Annotated in this window: 16 protein-coding genes; 10 read left to right on the forward strand and 6 right to left on the reverse strand. The window is 40.8% G+C overall.

The features are described 5' to 3' along the window. The 6 genes from IJT21_00435 to IJT21_00460 form a co-directional block, all read right to left on the reverse strand. On the reverse strand, positions 1–1,295 hold a 1,295-nt coding region (locus tag IJT21_00435), incomplete at its 3' end, for a DUF1156 domain-containing protein (protein ID MBQ7576713.1). Positions 1,296–1,328: 33 nt separating this feature from the next. Further along, on the reverse strand, positions 1,329–4,385 hold the full coding sequence (locus tag IJT21_00440; protein ID MBQ7576714.1) for a DUF3883 domain-containing protein: 3,057 nt from the start codon (positions 4,383–4,385) through the stop codon (positions 1,329–1,331). Beyond that, entirely contained in the window at positions 4,378–4,602 is a 225-nt protein-coding gene (locus IJT21_00445; protein MBQ7576715.1) for a hypothetical protein, read from the reverse strand. The genes IJT21_00440 and IJT21_00445 overlap by 8 nt, the downstream gene beginning before the upstream one ends. A 337-nt stretch (positions 4,603–4,939) precedes the next feature. Further along, on the reverse strand, positions 4,940–5,974 hold the full coding sequence (rlmN, locus tag IJT21_00450) for a 23S rRNA (adenine(2503)-C(2))-methyltransferase RlmN (GenBank protein MBQ7576716.1): 1,035 nt from the start codon (positions 5,972–5,974) through the stop codon (positions 4,940–4,942). A gap of 47 nt (positions 5,975–6,021) precedes the next feature. Beyond that, positions 6,022–7,065 (reverse strand): [FeFe] hydrogenase H-cluster radical SAM maturase HydE, encoded by a 1,044-nt coding sequence (gene hydE, locus IJT21_00455; GenBank protein ID MBQ7576717.1) that lies wholly within the window; start codon positions 7,063–7,065, stop codon positions 6,022–6,024. Continuing rightward, positions 7,065–7,313, reverse strand: a complete 249-nt coding sequence (locus IJT21_00460) for an iron-only hydrogenase system regulator (GenBank protein MBQ7576718.1) — start codon at positions 7,311–7,313, stop codon at positions 7,065–7,067. Before IJT21_00460 ends, hydE begins: the two co-directional genes overlap by 1 nt. A gap of 716 nt (positions 7,314–8,029) precedes the next feature. Here IJT21_00460 and IJT21_00465 point away from each other — a divergent pair. The 10 genes from IJT21_00465 to uxaC all read left to right on the forward strand — a co-directional run bounded on the left by IJT21_00465 (position 8,030) and on the right by uxaC (position 15,931). Next, positions 8,030–8,293, forward strand: a complete 264-nt coding sequence (locus IJT21_00465; GenBank protein ID MBQ7576719.1) for a hypothetical protein — start codon at positions 8,030–8,032, stop codon at positions 8,291–8,293. After that, positions 8,294–9,619 carry an amidohydrolase family protein gene (locus IJT21_00470; GenBank protein MBQ7576720.1) on the forward strand — a complete coding sequence of 442 codons (1,326 nt, stop codon included), beginning with the start codon at positions 8,294–8,296 and terminating at the stop codon, positions 9,617–9,619. A 24-nt stretch (positions 9,620–9,643) separates the two neighbouring features. Beyond that, complete coding sequence (gene malQ, locus IJT21_00475; protein ID MBQ7576721.1) at positions 9,644–11,158, forward strand: 4-alpha-glucanotransferase; 1,515 nt, start codon at positions 9,644–9,646, stop codon at positions 11,156–11,158. 3 nt (positions 11,159–11,161) lie between these two features. Beyond that, positions 11,162–12,649 (forward strand): altronate dehydratase, encoded by a 1,488-nt coding sequence (locus IJT21_00480; GenBank protein MBQ7576722.1) that lies wholly within the window; start codon positions 11,162–11,164, stop codon positions 12,647–12,649. Between the two features lie 94 nt (positions 12,650–12,743). Further along, complete coding sequence (locus IJT21_00485) at positions 12,744–13,292, forward strand: sel1 repeat family protein (GenBank protein ID MBQ7576723.1); 549 nt, start codon at positions 12,744–12,746, stop codon at positions 13,290–13,292. Then, complete coding sequence (locus tag IJT21_00490) at positions 13,286–13,795, forward strand: sel1 repeat family protein (GenBank protein MBQ7576724.1); 510 nt, start codon at positions 13,286–13,288, stop codon at positions 13,793–13,795. The genes IJT21_00485 and IJT21_00490 overlap by 7 nt, the downstream gene beginning before the upstream one ends. 24 nt (positions 13,796–13,819) lie before the next feature. Then, positions 13,820–13,954 (forward strand): sel1 repeat family protein, encoded by a 135-nt coding sequence (locus IJT21_00495; GenBank protein MBQ7576725.1) that lies wholly within the window; start codon positions 13,820–13,822, stop codon positions 13,952–13,954. Positions 13,955–13,978: 24 nt separating this feature from the next. Then, on the forward strand, positions 13,979–14,242 hold the full coding sequence (locus tag IJT21_00500) for a type II toxin-antitoxin system RelB/DinJ family antitoxin (protein ID MBQ7576726.1): 264 nt from the start codon (positions 13,979–13,981) through the stop codon (positions 14,240–14,242). After that, positions 14,242–14,505 carry a Txe/YoeB family addiction module toxin gene (locus IJT21_00505; protein ID MBQ7576727.1) on the forward strand — a complete coding sequence of 88 codons (264 nt, stop codon included), beginning with the start codon at positions 14,242–14,244 and terminating at the stop codon, positions 14,503–14,505. The genes IJT21_00500 and IJT21_00505 overlap by 1 nt, the downstream gene beginning before the upstream one ends. A gap of 22 nt (positions 14,506–14,527) precedes the next feature. Then, positions 14,528–15,931, forward strand: coding sequence for a glucuronate isomerase (gene uxaC, locus IJT21_00510; GenBank protein ID MBQ7576728.1), 1,404 nt, complete (start codon positions 14,528–14,530; stop codon positions 15,929–15,931). The last annotated feature ends 1 nt before the right edge of the window (position 15,932 follow it).

The raw sequence follows: 15,932 nt of genomic DNA on the forward strand, positions 1-15,932 counted from the left end.
AATTTATCAATCACAAACGCAAGATAGACTCTCACGGCCTCAGAGTAAGCATGTGCACCCCTCCCGCCGTCCTTGAGCGCAATATTATCATCGTTCATGTTTGCATTAAGTGCGTCGCGTTTGACCTCGTCTTGAATGTCATCAAGCAAATTACTAAAAGTTGTCAGCATTGTTAATTGTCTGTTCGTGAATAAATCTTTATGTTTGCTGAATCCGTAAAGATGGACTCTAAATCCGAGTGCGTGTTCAGGTAAATTAGAGTCTGGGCAATTTTCCGGCTCCGGTACATTTGCGAGCTGTTCATGTTCTTGCGTAGGTGATAAATAAATTCTGCCATTCCTGCCTTCTGCGACAACTGCTAATAATTTTCTGCCGTCCCTGTGATTCGTAAATTCATCGTGAAGATAATCATTTGAAGCGATTGACCCGCAAGAAATACACTTAAATTTTGCTTTGCCGATTTTGGGTGATTCGTCCTTGACTCTTCCCTGTTTGACGTGATAAAAAATTTCGCCGTCTTTAATTTCCGGTTCGATAAAAGCCTCGTGCCCTGCCTTACTTGATAATACAAAACTGTTCACTAACGGCATTTCGCAATTACATGCGGGATTAGGACATTTTACAGTGCGCGCCCATATCCACGCGATTATATTTGCTTGGCCGTCAGGAGTCATAATTTGCGGGTAAAGGCTGCCGATTTTGTCGAACGCTAGAGATTTGAGTCTTTGTCCGTAAAAATTAACGTCGTCTGATAAACCTTGTGTGCCGCTGCCGAAACTTTTGCCGAATAAATTTTTTTGCGAGTCGGGATTAACTGCGGGACAATCTGCGAATCTCGGCGGAATCTCAAGCATTGATTTATTTATCAGCACTGCAACGGGATTCAAGTCGTGCGCGTGAACAGTGAGTCCGAGTCTTTGAGCTTCAAGAGGTATGCTGCCTCCTCCTGAAAAAGGGTCGAGAAATTCCGGTAAATTACCGCCTAATTCTTTTCTTGCCTCGTTCAAGATTTCAGGATCATAAAAATTTTCCCATTGTACAAATTTCTTAATGATGTCAAATAATTTATTGCGTTCTTTATCTTGAGAGTCAGGAGTCGGAAATTTTTCCGGGTGTTCTGACGGGTCATCAATGAGGGACGACCACAAAACAGCGCGGGTTGTTGCTAAAGGCTTGCGGGACCACCATAAATGCAAAGTGGACGGGTGCTCGTGCCTGATAGATTTTTCTTTTGCTGATGCCTCGTTAATTTCGCGTAACGGCAGGGCAGACTCGATTAATTTTTTTGCGGGCAAAGTTATCACCGATTCTATAAAATTTTTTATGAGTTACAATATTTTATCATGCAAAATTTCTGAATGCCTGAGTAAATCTGCAATATTATAATTTACGCTTGCTGCTGCGAAATCGGGTGCATTAGTGAAGGGTCTTGCGAGATAAATAACGCGCTTAGAGTCCCCGTTAATTTCGACGATTGCGAGAATAAAATTTTTTGGCCGGTTAAGTGCTGTGCGAATCTCATTTGCTGAAATTGTAACAGTCTGTGCGCCCTGAGAACGTCCCTTGACCTCGATAAATAATAAATCGCCGTCTGTAGAAGCTGACTCGATGTCATAGCCTAATTTTTGTGAGCTAACGTCGCGGGGAGAATGGCCGAGTGAGCGTTCAAATTTTATAACGGCGTTCATAGCAGAGAGTTCGATAAATTTTCTGCTGTCTGAGTCGTTTGCAAAGAGAGAGTTATTTTGCAGGAGTCCGGCGGGGACAATGACAGATTTGCTGATGATTACGGGTTTGCGGGGGAAAATTAATTTTTCGCGTTCAAGTTCTGCGAGGCGTTGAGAGAGTCTTTGTTCTAGTTCGTCTGCGCGGTTATAATCTTTGTGCGAGTCATGAAACATTATTTCCTCTTTGAGTCTTTGTTCTACTTCTTTTGCTGTAAGATTTATGCGTGCGATTTCGGGAGCTTTGACTCTTTCCAAGTGAGCCGGTACGAGTTTATTATTTGCGAAATTAATTGCTTGACTCGAGTCATTCAGCCATTTTTGAGTCATTATGTAATCGAGGATAAATTTTTTCTCGTTATTGTCAGGTGCTCTATAGTCCAAATAAGGGGCGATTCCTGTATTAAGTGCTTGGCCGTCTTGAGTGAATGCCGTAAAATAAATTTTCTGCGAGATAATTTGCTGGTTGCGCTGAATCTGAGATTTAATGCAGAACAATAATTTTATTTCACGTGATGAGTCGTTGTCGTCGATAAAGATAGCTCCCTGATCGAGTAAAATTTTATATTTTTCCAGCAATAAATCAATAACGGACATTAAAAGCGGGTGGCCGGGCGAGATTAAATGAGTCTTAGAGTCCGCAAATTTTTTGTCAAAGCATACGAATTTATATTTATTCTCATTGCGTAAGGGGACGGGCATAAATAGAATCTCGAATTTGTTATCAGCAGGGAAAATTTTACCGCCGAGTCTATTAAATGCCTCGATGAAGAACGCTTTTACAAAATAAGGCTGTAATTTGTGAGTCTCTGAACGTTCGACATTATTTCGGATTTCGGCTGTGTTGATAGAATCATGAGTTAATGAGCGGTCATCAAGTAAATTTTTTATATTCTCAGGAGTCAAGCTGTTATTAAGAGTGTGGATTAATTTTGCGTTATTGCTGTCTCTTATGGCCTCAATGAGTAAATCTCTTAATGGTCTGCCGTCGAAATTAATTTTTCCGAGAACGTCAAAGACTCGCCCGCCTAAAGCATCGCGCATAGTGTCAATTTTCGTTAATAGACGCTGAAAGACTGAGCCTTCACGAGTATTAACCGCTACGAGATTCCATAAGTAACAAATTTTGTCCTGCCCGATTCTGTGAATGCGCCCGAAACGCTGTTCGATTCTGTTAGGGTTCCAAGGGAGGTCATAATTAATCATCAAGTGCGAGCATTGCAAATTAATACCTTCTCCGGCTGCGTCAGTTGCTATGAGGATAAATAAATTTTCGTTGTTCCTGAATGATTCTGCAATTTTTCTGCGTTCTTGTCTGGGTGTAGCTCCGTGAATGGTCTTGACTGATTCATGATTACCCAAGAGCGAGCAAATTTTACGTTCGAGATAAAATAAAGTGTCCTTGTGTTCGGTGAAGATGATTAATTTTTCGTGATGATTTTCTTGTATGAGGCGTGATAATTCGTTCCATTTTTTGTCTTGACCGCTTATAGAAACTTTTTCGGCCTTGCTGACGAGATTTTGAAGGGTGTTAATTTCCTGCTTGAGCTCATAAATTGTAGTGGAGGCTGAAGCATTGACCGTTAAAATGTCCTCAAGTGATTCAATTTCGTCTGAAGTGAAGTCGTCGGGGTCATAGTCTGACGGATAAAAATTTTCAGATTCGAGGGTGCCGGATAATAAACGTTCCTGTAATTTTTCGAGTCTGCGTGATAGAGATTTATAAATTGCTTCCGGTGATGAAGCGAGTCTGCGTTGTAAAATCGTTAGTGCGAATCCTACATTATTTTTGCGCTTGCCCTGTAATTTGTCGGCCCTGTTAAATTCTTGACGCACATAATTAGTAACGTCGTCGTATAAATCTTTCTCCATGCATGAGAGCTCATAATTAACGGTGCTGGCGATTCTTTCAGGGAAGAGGGGCGAGCCGTCGAATTTGCGTAAATCTTCCTTTGTGAGTCTGCGCATGACATCAGAAATTTTTAAATTGTCATTATGACTTACACCGCCGAATCTGTCCGGGTCAATGAGCGACAAGAACAGCCGGAAATCTTGATTTTTCCCGTTATGAGGTGTTGCAGTGAGGAGGAGAAAATTTTTTGTTATGCGTGATAATAACTGACCGAGCCTGAAACGCTGAGTATAATTTATTTTTTTGCTCCACACAGACGCGGACATTTTGTGAGCTTCATCAATTACAATTAGATCCCATTTTGACGCTTTTAATAGGGAGTGTAATATTTTATCGCGTGATAATTTATCGAGTCTGGCAATGCAAAAATTTTCTTCCCGTAAAATATTTATTTCCGTGAGCATGTCAAAGTGTAAATCAAATTTTTCTAGTAATTCATCCTGCCATTGTTCTGACAAGCTGCCGGGGGTAACGATTAAGCAGCGTTTAATATTTTCCCGCAAGATTAATTCTTTGATGTAAAGGCCAGTCATTATAGTTTTGCCTGCTCCTGGATCGTCGGCTATGAGATAGCGCAGTGGTGTACGAGTTAGCATTTGATTATAGACTGCTGAAATTTGGTGCGGGAGAGGCTCAATATTTGACGAGTGAACGGCCAAGTAAGGATCAAATAAATGAGCTGATTTAATGCGCACTGCTTCGAGAATTAATTTAAGAGTGTCAGAGTCAGCGAGAAAATTATTATTCATTTACCGGGACGAGCATAAATTTTTTAGTGATTGTAGCAACTTCTTGAATCTTTGCTGGAAATTTGCGCTTGTGTTTACTTGCGATTAAGACTCCGTTTTCGTTGAGTTTGCCGAGAGACTTTTGTTTATTTCTGGGTTTGCCGTCTTTGTCTCTGTAGCTGGTTACTTCGAAGACGTAAGTTGTATTCTTAATTTTGCGTTGTATAATAAAGCTCATGGATTTGTAGTCATTCCTTCATGAAAAAATTTTATTACGAGTGAGATTATTGCATTTTGCAACTACATTTGCAACTACAAGAATATTTATTTTTTCCAGTGTGCGAGAAAGTTTATGACGCGCGAAAAAAAATTAGCGTGATGATTCGTGAGTGTGTGAAAATTTTTCGTGAATGTTATAGAGATTCATAAATAAAAATTTTTCGTGAATGAGCGTAAATTATTGTGAACGTGTTTATGATGCGACCAACGGGAGCACTAATGCTACGCAATGTTTTGACTTTACTGTTAGTGTTGGGCTGTAAATGTGTGTGAGAAAAAATTTTTAACCGGGTGATTTATTCCCGGCTGTTTACTGCTAATTGCCCGCACGCCGCTAAAATGTCTGTGCCTCGTTCTTTGCGGAGTTCATATTCAATTTTCAGATCTGACAGCGCGTTACAGAAATTTTTTATCCTCGAATCGCCTGAACGTTTTAAATCCGGCCTTGAAGGAATCGCGTTAAACGGGATTAAATTTATATACGGTTCTAACCCGTCAAGCAATGCCGCCATTTCGTAAGCGAGTGAAGGATCATCATTTATTTTGTCGATTAAAGCATATTCAATTGTGATACGTTCGCCGGTTCTGTCTTTGTAGCGTTTGAGTGCGCTAATTAATTTTTGCAGCGGATATTGTTTATTGACCGGCATTAATTTATTTCGCAGATTATCATTAGGGGCGTGCAGAGAAAGTGAGAGTCTAACCGGTATCTCAAAGTCTGCTAAATCTTCAATGCCCGGAGCTATTCCCGATGTAGAAATTGTTATATGTCTTGCGCCTAAGTTACGCATTTTTTTGTCATTTAGCGAACGAATGACCGAAAAAATATTTTGCTCGTTTAAAAGTGGTTCGCCCATTCCCATGAAGACGATATTATTTATGTCAGCACCGTTAATTTTTTCCATCATTAAGAACTGTCCGAGAATCTCTCCGCGCGTTAAATTGCGGGTAAAGCCCATTGAGCCTGTATAACAAAACGCACACGCAAGAGGGCAGCCGACTTGACTTGATATACATGCTGTTTTGTGTCCGCCGTGATTTAATAGTACTGACTCGATTCTTGTGTTATCGCTTAACTGCCATAAAAATTTTCTTGTGCCGTCTCTTGAAACTTGCTGACGAATCATAACGGGAAGAGTCATTAAAACATTTTCGCTCAATTTTGCGCGTAAGTTTTTAGCAAGGTTGCTCATGTTGTCGTAATTAAATTCTTTCTTCGCATAAATCCATTGACAGACTTGGCCGGCTCTAAATCTCTGTTCATTCCAGTCAGCAAATAATAATTCCCAGTCATTTAATGAGAGTTCGAGAGCGTCATAAATTTCATTCATGTAAAAAATTTTGTCTCCTTATTTGTATTGGCATTATTATAACTTGTTTAATTAAATTTTATATCTCCCCTGCTAGTGATAATTTCATAGCCGATTTTCTGCATTCGATTATTGAGGCAATTTTTACACTGTGCACTCTCTTCGCCTGTACAAATTTTATTATTGTAGAGCATATATTTTTTTCTCACGCTGACTGGAGATAGATTCGGCATAACGACATTTGCTCCCGATAAAATGCCTTTCTCGCGTCCAAGTTTATCAATCGTTCCTAGTGCAGTCGTCGCAGGCAGCAAAACAGGCGGATAAATGAGTCTTATAATCGACAGCAAATAACAAGTAAGCTCAAGAGTCCCGGCCGGAAAATTTTTAAACGGTGTATCACTATGCGGAATAAACGGCCCAATCCCGCACATATCGGGTTTAAATGTCTCGATAAATTTCAGGTCTTGCGCAAGATTTTGACTCGTTTGAAATGGTGAGCCGACCATAAAACCGCAGCCGACTTGATAATTTAGTTCACGCAAAATTTTTAGACAGTTCATGCGATTATCATACGAAAGATTTTCAGGATGGAGTCGGGAATAATGAGTCTTGTCTGCTGTCTCGTGTCTGAGTAAATATCTGTCTGCCCCGCAATCACGCAAAAATTTATAACTCTCGCGCGTTCGTTCGCCCATTGAAAGTGTTATAGCGCAGTCTGGGTGTCTTGACTTAATTTCGCGCACAATCCCGCCTAAAATTTCATCAGTGAAATATAAATCTTCTCCGCCCTGCAAGACAAACGTTCGGAAGCCGAGATTATAACCTTCGTCAGCACATGAGATAATTTCATCAGGAGTCAATCTATAACGCTCGCAAAATTTATTACTTTTTCTGATCCCGCAGTAATAACAGTCGTTCTTGCAAATGTTGCTAATTTCGATTAAGCCCCTGACGTAAATATGATTGCTGTAAATTTTTTGTCTGACCCCAACAGCCAAACGCCGTAAAATTTTTATTGAGTCCTCTTCTCTGTTCTCGATGAGCGTTTTATATTCATCAAGTGTCAAAGAATGAGTCTCGGCCAGCTTGTAAATTAATTCGCGCAAAATTAGTTATCTTTCGAGAAAGCTGCTTTAACGCTGACTCCTTCAAGATTGCCGATTTTGCCGGATAAAGCTGAGATAATGTCTTGAGGTGCGTCAAGTGCAATGCTGATTAAATTTATTTTCTTAGGGCGATAGGGCAGACCCATGCGGCCAATTATGTAATCGCGGTACTCATGCAAGATATTATTAAGCGTCTCGATTGATGAAGTATTTTCCACGATAATGCTCATGACGGCGACTCTAGTTTCCATATTTAATAAAACCTCCTGCGAAAAATTTTTATTCATGAATTATATAATAACGAGAGAAAAATTTTATGGCGAATTTATAATTTTATTTCAGCATTTAATCGCAAAAATGTCGTGTTAAAAAATTTTTTATGCGCGCGAGTCTTTGCATATACATAAACGGGATTAAATTTTTGTATTAGCAAAAGTATTAGTAAAACTCTATTCTCACAATAAAATGGGGAAAAATTTTTTTTTGCAGGCAATTATTATAACACAATGTAGCCGACACACTTTTATACTTGCCAAAAACTTTTTATAAACGCGACTCCAGACTATAAACCGGGTGGGTGGGTGGGCAAAACCAATTGCAATGAGTCAACCCCTCATATCATAAAACGAGTCATACATGGCAGAACTAAAATATATTCACGCAATATAGCTAATATAGTCAGTACACTTTAATAGCAGTAAAAACTTTTTGTGTCAGCACCGCAAATTATGTCATACTTGTTTATGCTGCGGCCAACTGGAATCGGCACTAGTTGCAAAAAAGGTTTTAATCTTTTGCCTTTGCATGTATAGATTTAAAGCATTGAGTTAGAATTATATTATTGCATTACAGAAAAATTTTTATCTTTGCCCGCAAAAGTCCGAGATTTATACGAGAACAAATATAAGCTGATAGAATATAATTTATTGAATCATAATAAATATTTACACAAAGGAGAGTTTTATAAATGGTAAGCCTTAACAGTTATGATGCACTCGGTAAGAACGGACTCGCGCTAATGCAGAACTCACTCAACACAGCCAACGCAGCCGGAGCAAAAATTTTCGAGAGCGGCGCAGACCCTATGAGCATCGCAGAAGCCTCTATGGATCTAAGCAAAGCAAAAGTTCAAATGGCTATGGGAGCATTTCTCGTTAAGTCGCAGAATGAATTAATGGAGTCAGCTCTCCAAATTTTCGGAATAGGCACAAAGCACAGCGGGTTATATTAAATGCAGGCTCAGCAGGAAAGAATTTCACTTGTAAACGGCCGTATTCATACACCGTTAAGCACTGCATCAAATATCACGTTTGAACATGGCCGTATAGTTTCTATTGACGACGAATCAAGCTCGTTAAACGGGAAAATTATAGACCTTCACGGGCGTACGGTTCTGTCGGGATTCTGTGACTCAGGATTAAATTTTTTGTCATGGGCAGAGAGTCAAGAACGTTTGAGTCTCGCAAATGTTAAGACTCTCAAAGAATTAAGCGACTCACTCAAAGCCTACACGAGCGCAAATCCTAAACCTTTGCGGGGCTGGTATATCGCGTATGATTTCCCGGAAAATATTATTATTCCCCTCGATGAACTTGACTCCGTCGTGCCTTCTATGCCGTGTGCATTGATTACCCGTGCAAGCAGTCAGGCAATATTAAATTCTCAGGCAATGAACGCTTTTAACATGCCGCAAAATACTGTAGAACTTGACGAATTTACGCAGCATTTGCCAGTGTTGAGCGATGAAGATATTTTGTATCTCGTGAAGACTTATGCTCCGAAAATTAACGCGCTTGGATTAACTGAATTATGGATGAATTTCACTGATGAGCCCGAAAGACTCTGGGAAATTTTTTCAACTGAAGCGTATTATATGCTGACATTCAGACTCCGTTGTAATTTCGGATTTGATGACGTTACGAGCCTGAACGAGTTTTTATCGACAGGACTGCGCACAGGAGACGGCCTCCCATTTTGTAAGCTCGGAGGGATTCTCGTTCGCGGAATAGATCAGACAGAACAAAACAAGGAACCAAACAAAATGATTTATTCTGCTCATTTGTCGGGCTGTCAGGTCATAAGCGATAATAATAAATCCTGCTTGAATGCACTTGAGCGCGTAATCAAGAAATCCCGCAAAAATTCACGCCACCTGATAAATAATTTTTCCGGCAGCATCTTAGATAGAATGAATCTATTAGGACTCGGAGGAATCATTACAGCAGGTCAGGAAAATAAAGACGTTCACGAGGCATTTCAAAACGGGTTAGTAATTTCATCAGGAAGCGGCGAGACTCTGACTCCACCGTTAAAGATTATTAGCTCTCTCGTCTCAAAGGGTTTAAGCGTGTCTGAGGCTTTGAGCGTTTCATCATGGGGAGCAGCTTGGAACGGCGGAAATGATTCAAGGCGCGGAGAAATAGCGGTCGGTAATGATGCAGATTTTGTGATTCTCGAACAGGATCCATTTTTAGTAAGTCCCGAAGAAATTGCAGCAATCGACGTAACTATGACATTTTGCGCAGGTTGTGCGGTTTATAACTCCGGCGCAATATAAATTTTTATGGAAGGTGTTAATCTTATGAGCAACAAACAAAAACGTTCAGCAGGAATTTTACTGCCGGTTACTGCTCTTCCTTCACAATATGGAATAGGAGATTTCGGCCCTGAAGCTGTGAAGTTCGCAAAATTTTTACACACTGCAGGCCAGTCAATGTGGCAGGTTTTACCCTTAACGACGATAGATCCCGGCTGCGGAAATTCGCCTTATAGTCCGACAAGCGCGTTTGCAGGAAATTATTTATTAGTGAGTCCTGATTTATTAGTTGACGAGAATTTAATCACGAAAGAAGATCTAAAGAAGTTAGCAGCAAAATATGATTTCACAAAGACTCCTGAACACGTAGACTACGAACAGGCGCGCGCATTCAAAATCGAAGTCCTTAACGTAGCATACAGCAATTATATTAAAGGCGGCACCAGCGAATTTGATTTATTCCGGAAAAATGCGGATTGGCTCGAAGGTTTTGCGATGTTCAGCGTAATAAAGTCTGCAAATAACGGGCTTGCTTGGTATGAGTGGCCGGAAGAATTGAGACATAGAGACCCTCAAGCACTCGAAAAATTTAAGTCCGCACACGTAAGAGAAATAAATTTGCAGGAGTTCTACCAGTTTATATTTTTTGAGCAGGCCAAGAATTTACGCAAGACTCTTAATGATTTAAAAATTGAGTTAATCGGCGATATTCCGTTGTATGTAACTCGTGATTGTGCTGATGTCTGGTTGTATCCTGAATATTTTAATCTCGACGAGGATTTGAATCCCGTTACAGTTGCAGGAGTCCCCCCTGATTATTTCAGCGAGACCGGCCAATTATGGGGCAATCCTACATATAAATGGGAAGCTCTTGAGAAACATAATTTTGACTGGTGGATTAAGCGGCTCAAAAATTTATTTGCGATATTTGACAGAATCAGAATAGACCATTTCAGAGGGTTAGCTGCTTATTGGTCGGTGCCTTACGGTGAAGCGACTGCTAAAAATGGGAAATGGGTAGACGTTCCCTACAAGAAATTTTTTGCTGAGTTGAAATTTAATTTTCCTGATATGCCGTTCTGGGCTGAGAATTTAGGAATTATTACCCCTGACGTTGAAGAGTTGCGCAAAGATATGAATTTGCCGGGAATGCTCGTATTACATTTTGCATTTGGGAATCCTGCCGATAATCCCTATGCGCCTCACAATCACACTAGAAATAATGTAGTTTACACGGGGACTCATGACAATAACACCTCGCGCGGATGGTTCGACAACGACGCAACAGAAAACGAGATAAAAAATTTCTCGTCATATATCGGGCGTGATGTGCTTGACGGTTATATTTTCACGTCTGAAGTAACGCGCATTGCATTAAGTTCAGTAGCAAATATTGCAATTATTCCAATGCAGGATTATTTGAGGCTCGGTGCTGAAGCAAGAATAAACGTTCCCTCGACTCCTTCAGGAAATTGGGCGTGGCGGATGTTGAAAGATGCTATACCCGATGGACTTGCTGACAGAATTAGAGCAGCCTGCACACTTTACGGGAGGATTTAAACTATGAACGAACTAATTAGAATCAACGAAAACGACTATGCAGCAGTAGCACTCAGGCCATTAAAGACGGGCGAAAAAATTCATGTTGCCGGTGCAGATTTTGATATAGACGTTCTCGAAGATATACCAATGGGACACAAAATCGCGCTTAGAGACATTAAAGCGGGAGAAAGCATAATTAAATACGGATTTCCCATCGGAGCAGCAAAGAGCGATATAAAAAAAGGTCATCACGTTCACACAGAAAATGTTCATACACTTTTAACGGGAGCGCACGATTATGAATATCACCCGACTCACCCGAAAATTGAAAGTGTTGAGCCGGAAACTTTTGACGGTTATGTAAGATTTGACGGCAAAGTCGGAGTGCGTAACGAATTATGGATTATTCCGACAGTAGGCTGTGTAAATGATATAGCAGTTACTCTCGAACATGAAGCAAAAAAATTTATTGGCGGAAGTATCGAAAATGTCAGAGCTTTTACTCATCCTTACGGTTGTTCGCAAATGGCCGACGATCAAGAGAACACGAGAAAAATTTTAGCTGACCTTGCGACTCATCCAAATGCGGGCGGAGTCTTAATGCTTGGTCTTGGCTGTGAAAATTCCGGAATCGACACGATAAAACCCTACATGAAAAATTTTGACTCTGAGCGCGTGAAATTCTTAATCTCTCAGGACGTTCATGACGAGCTTGACGCAGGAATGAATTTAATTCGCGGTCTCATCGAGAAAATGAAATCTGATCACCGCGTGTCATGTCCTGTTTCTAAATTAATAGTGGGACTCAAGTGCGGAGGTTCTGACGGTTTATCAGGAATCACAGCGAATCCTACAATAGGTTATTTTTCTGATATGTTAGTAGCTCAAGGCGGCGCGACGATTTTGACTGAAGTCCCGGAAATGTTCGGTGCTGAAACAATTTTAATGAATCGCTGCAAGGACGAAGAGACTTATCACAAGACAGTGAGTCTGATAAACGATTTCAAGAATTATTATGCGTCGTGCGGAATGCCTGTATACGAGAATCCTTCACCCGGCAACAAAGCAGGCGGAATAACGACTCTTGAAGATAAGGCGTTAGGCTGCACACAAAAAAGCGGTTCTGCTCCTGTCAATGATGTATTGAAGTATTCGGAAAAAGTTGTAACTCAAGGTTTGAATTTGTTATCAGCTCCCGGAAATGATTTAGTTGCGTCGACTGCTCTTGCGTCATCTGGTGCGCAGATAGTTTTATTCTCGACTGGACGGGGGACTCCGTTTGGGTGTCCTGTGCCGACTGTGAAAATTTCTAGTAATTCAGACTTGGCCGCACGTAAAAGCAGCTGGATAGATTTTAACGCCGGGACTCTCGTAGAGAGCGGAACTTTGCCGGAGAAGGCGCGCGAATTATTTGATTTCGTGAAGAGTGTAGCGAGCGGAAAGAAGACCCGCAATGAGTTGAATAATTTTCAGGGCATGGCGATATTTAAGACTGGTGCGACTCTGTAGTGATGAAAAAATTTTTTGCGTGCATTATTTCGATTCGTAATACACAGAAGCTAAAAAACTGCTAAAACGACGTAATGAACGGAGATATTTTATTATGATTAAGAAAATTTTGAAGTTCGTATTTTGTTTTGTTGTCATCTATTTTGCATGGTCATATTATTCCGGAGAGTTTCAATTTTACATTGGATTAAACTATGACAAAGGCAGCAATGGTGTAACACAAGACAAATATGAAGCCTTCAAATGGTATCTCAAAGCGGCTGAACAGGGATTTGCAGAAGCGCAACATAATTTGGGAATACTATATTTTAATGGGCAGGGAGTAGAACAAAATTATCCTGAAGCCTTTAAATGGTATAGTAAAGCAGCTGGGCAGGGATTAGCAGTTTCACAAAATAATCTAGGCGTCATGTATGAGAACGGATTGGGCGTACCTCGTGATTATGCTGGGGCATGGAAATTATATATAAAAGCGGCCGAACAAGGGCTTGACAGTTCTCAATTTAATTTAGGAAGAATGTATCATAACGGTTATGGTGTAACAAAAAATTATTCTGAGGCTGTCAAATGGTATCGCAAGTCCGCTGCACAAGGATTTACACAAGCTCAAGAAGTATTAAAGCAGCTCGGCGAAAAATGGTAAATTTAAGAAAGGACACTTACTCGCATGACAGCAATAAACAAAGGTACAGCACCGTGAAAAAAATTTTTGTCTGTATGGTCTGCCTTGTTTTAATGACGATTTTTACCGGCACGGTTGAATGGGTTGTCGGGAAATTTCTTGATGACACTAGCTCATATGTCGCAATAAAATCTTTCTATAACGGCATCAAAGCTAAAATCTTAGGCACCGGCAATAACGAGTCTCAAGACATCAGCGAAATAATTACGCCTGACCCGCTAGAAAATTATCGCACTCTCGCTGAACAAGGCAATGCAGACGCGCAAAATAATTTAGGTCTCGCATACTATAATGGAGAAATAGTTTCGCGCGATTTATCGGAGTCTCTGAAATGGTTCACTAAGGCAGCAGAGCAGAATCACGCAGACTCGCAATTTATTCTGGGAGACATGTATTACAACGGCGAGGGAGTCGCACAAAATTATTCTGAAGCTATTAAATGGCTCACTAATGCAGCAGAATAGAATCACGCGGACGCACAATTTTTTCTGGGCAGCATTTACGATAACGGCGAGGGAGTCCCGCAAAATCATTCTGAGGCTGTAAAATATTTCAAGAAAGCAGCTATATTAGGATTAACGGACGCTCAAGAAGTGTTAAAGCAGCTCGGTGTAACATGGTAAACATTTAAGGAGGCATTTATTCACGTGGCAGAAATAAAATTTGAACTCGACGACGAAATGAAAGAATCTCTCGAGGAAATTACTAAATCGATGGGATTAAATTTTTCTGCGTTATTCTCGGTCTATGCTGCAAAAGTAATTCGCGATAGGTGCATACCGTTTTATATTGAAGCTCCGGAAGAAGACGACCCATTTTACAGCAAAGAAAACATGGAACGCCTGCGAAAGTCAATAGCACAAATAGAATCGGGTCGAGGTGTGGAACACGAGCTAATTGAGGTCGACTAATGCGCAAATTATGGTCTGATCAAGCATGGGACGATTATGTTTACTGGCTGGAGCAAGACAAGAAAACTATCAGGAAAATAAATAATCTCCTGAAAAGTATAGACAGAAATGGCTATAAATGTGAGGGACACCTCGAACAATTAACGGGCGATTTATCTAGTTTTTACAGTTTGCATATAGACAAAGAAAATCGCCTTATTTTCAGGATAGTAAATGAGATACTAGAGATATTTCAATGCGGTACTCATTACGGAGATAAATAAATTTTTAAGGAGGAATATATAAATGTCATTCATGGACAAAGATTTTCTGCTCAACACAGAAACAGCAAAAACGCTCTATCACGAGACGGCAGCAAAATGCCCGATCATCGACTATCACTGCCACATCAGCCCGAAAGAAATTTACGAGAATTTACACTATGACAGCATCACTCAAGTATGGCTCGGCGGAGATCACTACAAATGGCGTTTAATGCGCTGTGCAGGTGTCCCCGAAGAATTTATAACCGGCGGAGCAGACGCACACGCAAAATTCATGAAATGGGCCGGAGTCATCGGCAAGGCAATCGGCAACCCCTTATATCACTGGAGCCACTTGGAATTACGCAAATATTTCGGGTATCAAGGCACATTAAACGCAAGCACCGCCGAAGAAGTCTGGAATCTCTGCAACGAAAAATTACATCAAGAAAATTTCGGCGTACGAGATTTAATCAACATGAGCAACGTAGAAATTATCTGCACAACTGATGACCCCGTCGACTCGCTTGGCTGGCACGCAAAAATAGCAGCTGACAAAACCTTCAAGACTCGTGTTCTTCCTGCATGGAGACCCGATAAAGCTATGAACATCGAACGTAAAGCATGGCAGAAATATCTTGAGTCACTCGGCAAAGCTGCGGAAATGGAAATCAAAACTTTTGCTGACCTCAAAGCGGCACTCTCTAAGCGCATGGACTTTTTCGCGACTCAAGGCTGTAAATTAAGCGATCACGGCCCCGACTACATACCTTATGTAATGGCAAGCGATAAAGAAATCGAGTCAATTTTTGCGGCAAGACTCAATGGCGACCCTATCGACCATCTTTCAATTGACAAATACAAGACAGCATTTTTGCTCTTTGTCGCACGTGAATATCATAAACGCGGCTGGGTTATGCAGCTTCATTACGGGTGCAGACGTGATAATCATGCTCCTATGTTTGACAAGCTCGGCCCTGATACCGGATTCGACTGCGTAAATAATACAGCTTCAAGCATGACTACAGCAGCATTCTTAGGCGAACTTGAGAAAGATGACCAGCTCCCTAAAACTATTCTTTACAGTCTTGATGGCAACGACAACGCTTCTATTGATACAATTGCAGGCTGCTTCCAAGGCGCATTAATTGAAGGCGTGTCAAAGGTTCAGCACGGTTCAGCATGGTGGTTCGAGGATCATTTTGACGGCATGACAAGACAAATGAAGACTCTTGCAAGTTTAGGCTATCTTCCCGGCTTTATCGGAATGCTCACGGACTCGCGCAGTTTCTTGAGTTATCCGAGACATGAATATTTCAGAAGGATTCTTTGCAGGATTCTCGGCGAATGGGTAAACGGCGGTTTCTTCCCTGACGACAAAGAGACTCTACGAGAAATCGTACAAGGCATAAGCTATGAGAACGCGAAGAAATATTTTAATTTCTAGG

This window comes from Synergistaceae bacterium (assembly GCA_017443945.1).
Classification (GTDB): domain Bacteria; phylum Synergistota; class Synergistia; order Synergistales; family Aminobacteriaceae; genus JAFUXM01.

Excerpts from the sequence above, each read along its gene's own strand:
- IJT21_00460 (MBQ7576718.1), bottom strand. The coding sequence starts at position 7,313 with ATGGAAACTAGAGTCGCCGTCATGAGCATTATCGTGGAAAATACTTCA.
- rlmN (MBQ7576716.1), bottom strand. The coding sequence starts at position 5,974 with ATGAATGAAATTTATGACGCTCTCGAACTCTCATTAAATGACTGGGAA.
- IJT21_00505 (MBQ7576727.1), top strand. The coding sequence starts at position 14,242 with ATGCGCAAATTATGGTCTGATCAAGCATGGGACGATTATGTTTACTGG.
- uxaC (MBQ7576728.1), top strand. The coding sequence starts at position 14,528 with ATGTCATTCATGGACAAAGATTTTCTGCTCAACACAGAAACAGCAAAA.
- IJT21_00445 (MBQ7576715.1), bottom strand. The coding sequence starts at position 4,602 with ATGAGCTTTATTATACAACGCAAAATTAAGAATACAACTTACGTCTTC.
- IJT21_00470 (MBQ7576720.1), top strand. The coding sequence starts at position 8,294 with ATGCAGGCTCAGCAGGAAAGAATTTCACTTGTAAACGGCCGTATTCAT.
- IJT21_00440 (MBQ7576714.1), bottom strand. The coding sequence starts at position 4,385 with ATGAATAATAATTTTCTCGCTGACTCTGACACTCTTAAATTAATTCTC.
- IJT21_00465 (MBQ7576719.1), top strand. The coding sequence starts at position 8,030 with ATGGTAAGCCTTAACAGTTATGATGCACTCGGTAAGAACGGACTCGCG.
- IJT21_00485 (MBQ7576723.1), top strand. The coding sequence starts at position 12,744 with ATGATTAAGAAAATTTTGAAGTTCGTATTTTGTTTTGTTGTCATCTAT.
- IJT21_00480 (MBQ7576722.1), top strand. The coding sequence starts at position 11,162 with ATGAACGAACTAATTAGAATCAACGAAAACGACTATGCAGCAGTAGCA.
- IJT21_00490 (MBQ7576724.1), top strand. The coding sequence starts at position 13,286 with ATGGTAAATTTAAGAAAGGACACTTACTCGCATGACAGCAATAAACAA.
- malQ (MBQ7576721.1), top strand. The coding sequence starts at position 9,644 with ATGAGCAACAAACAAAAACGTTCAGCAGGAATTTTACTGCCGGTTACT.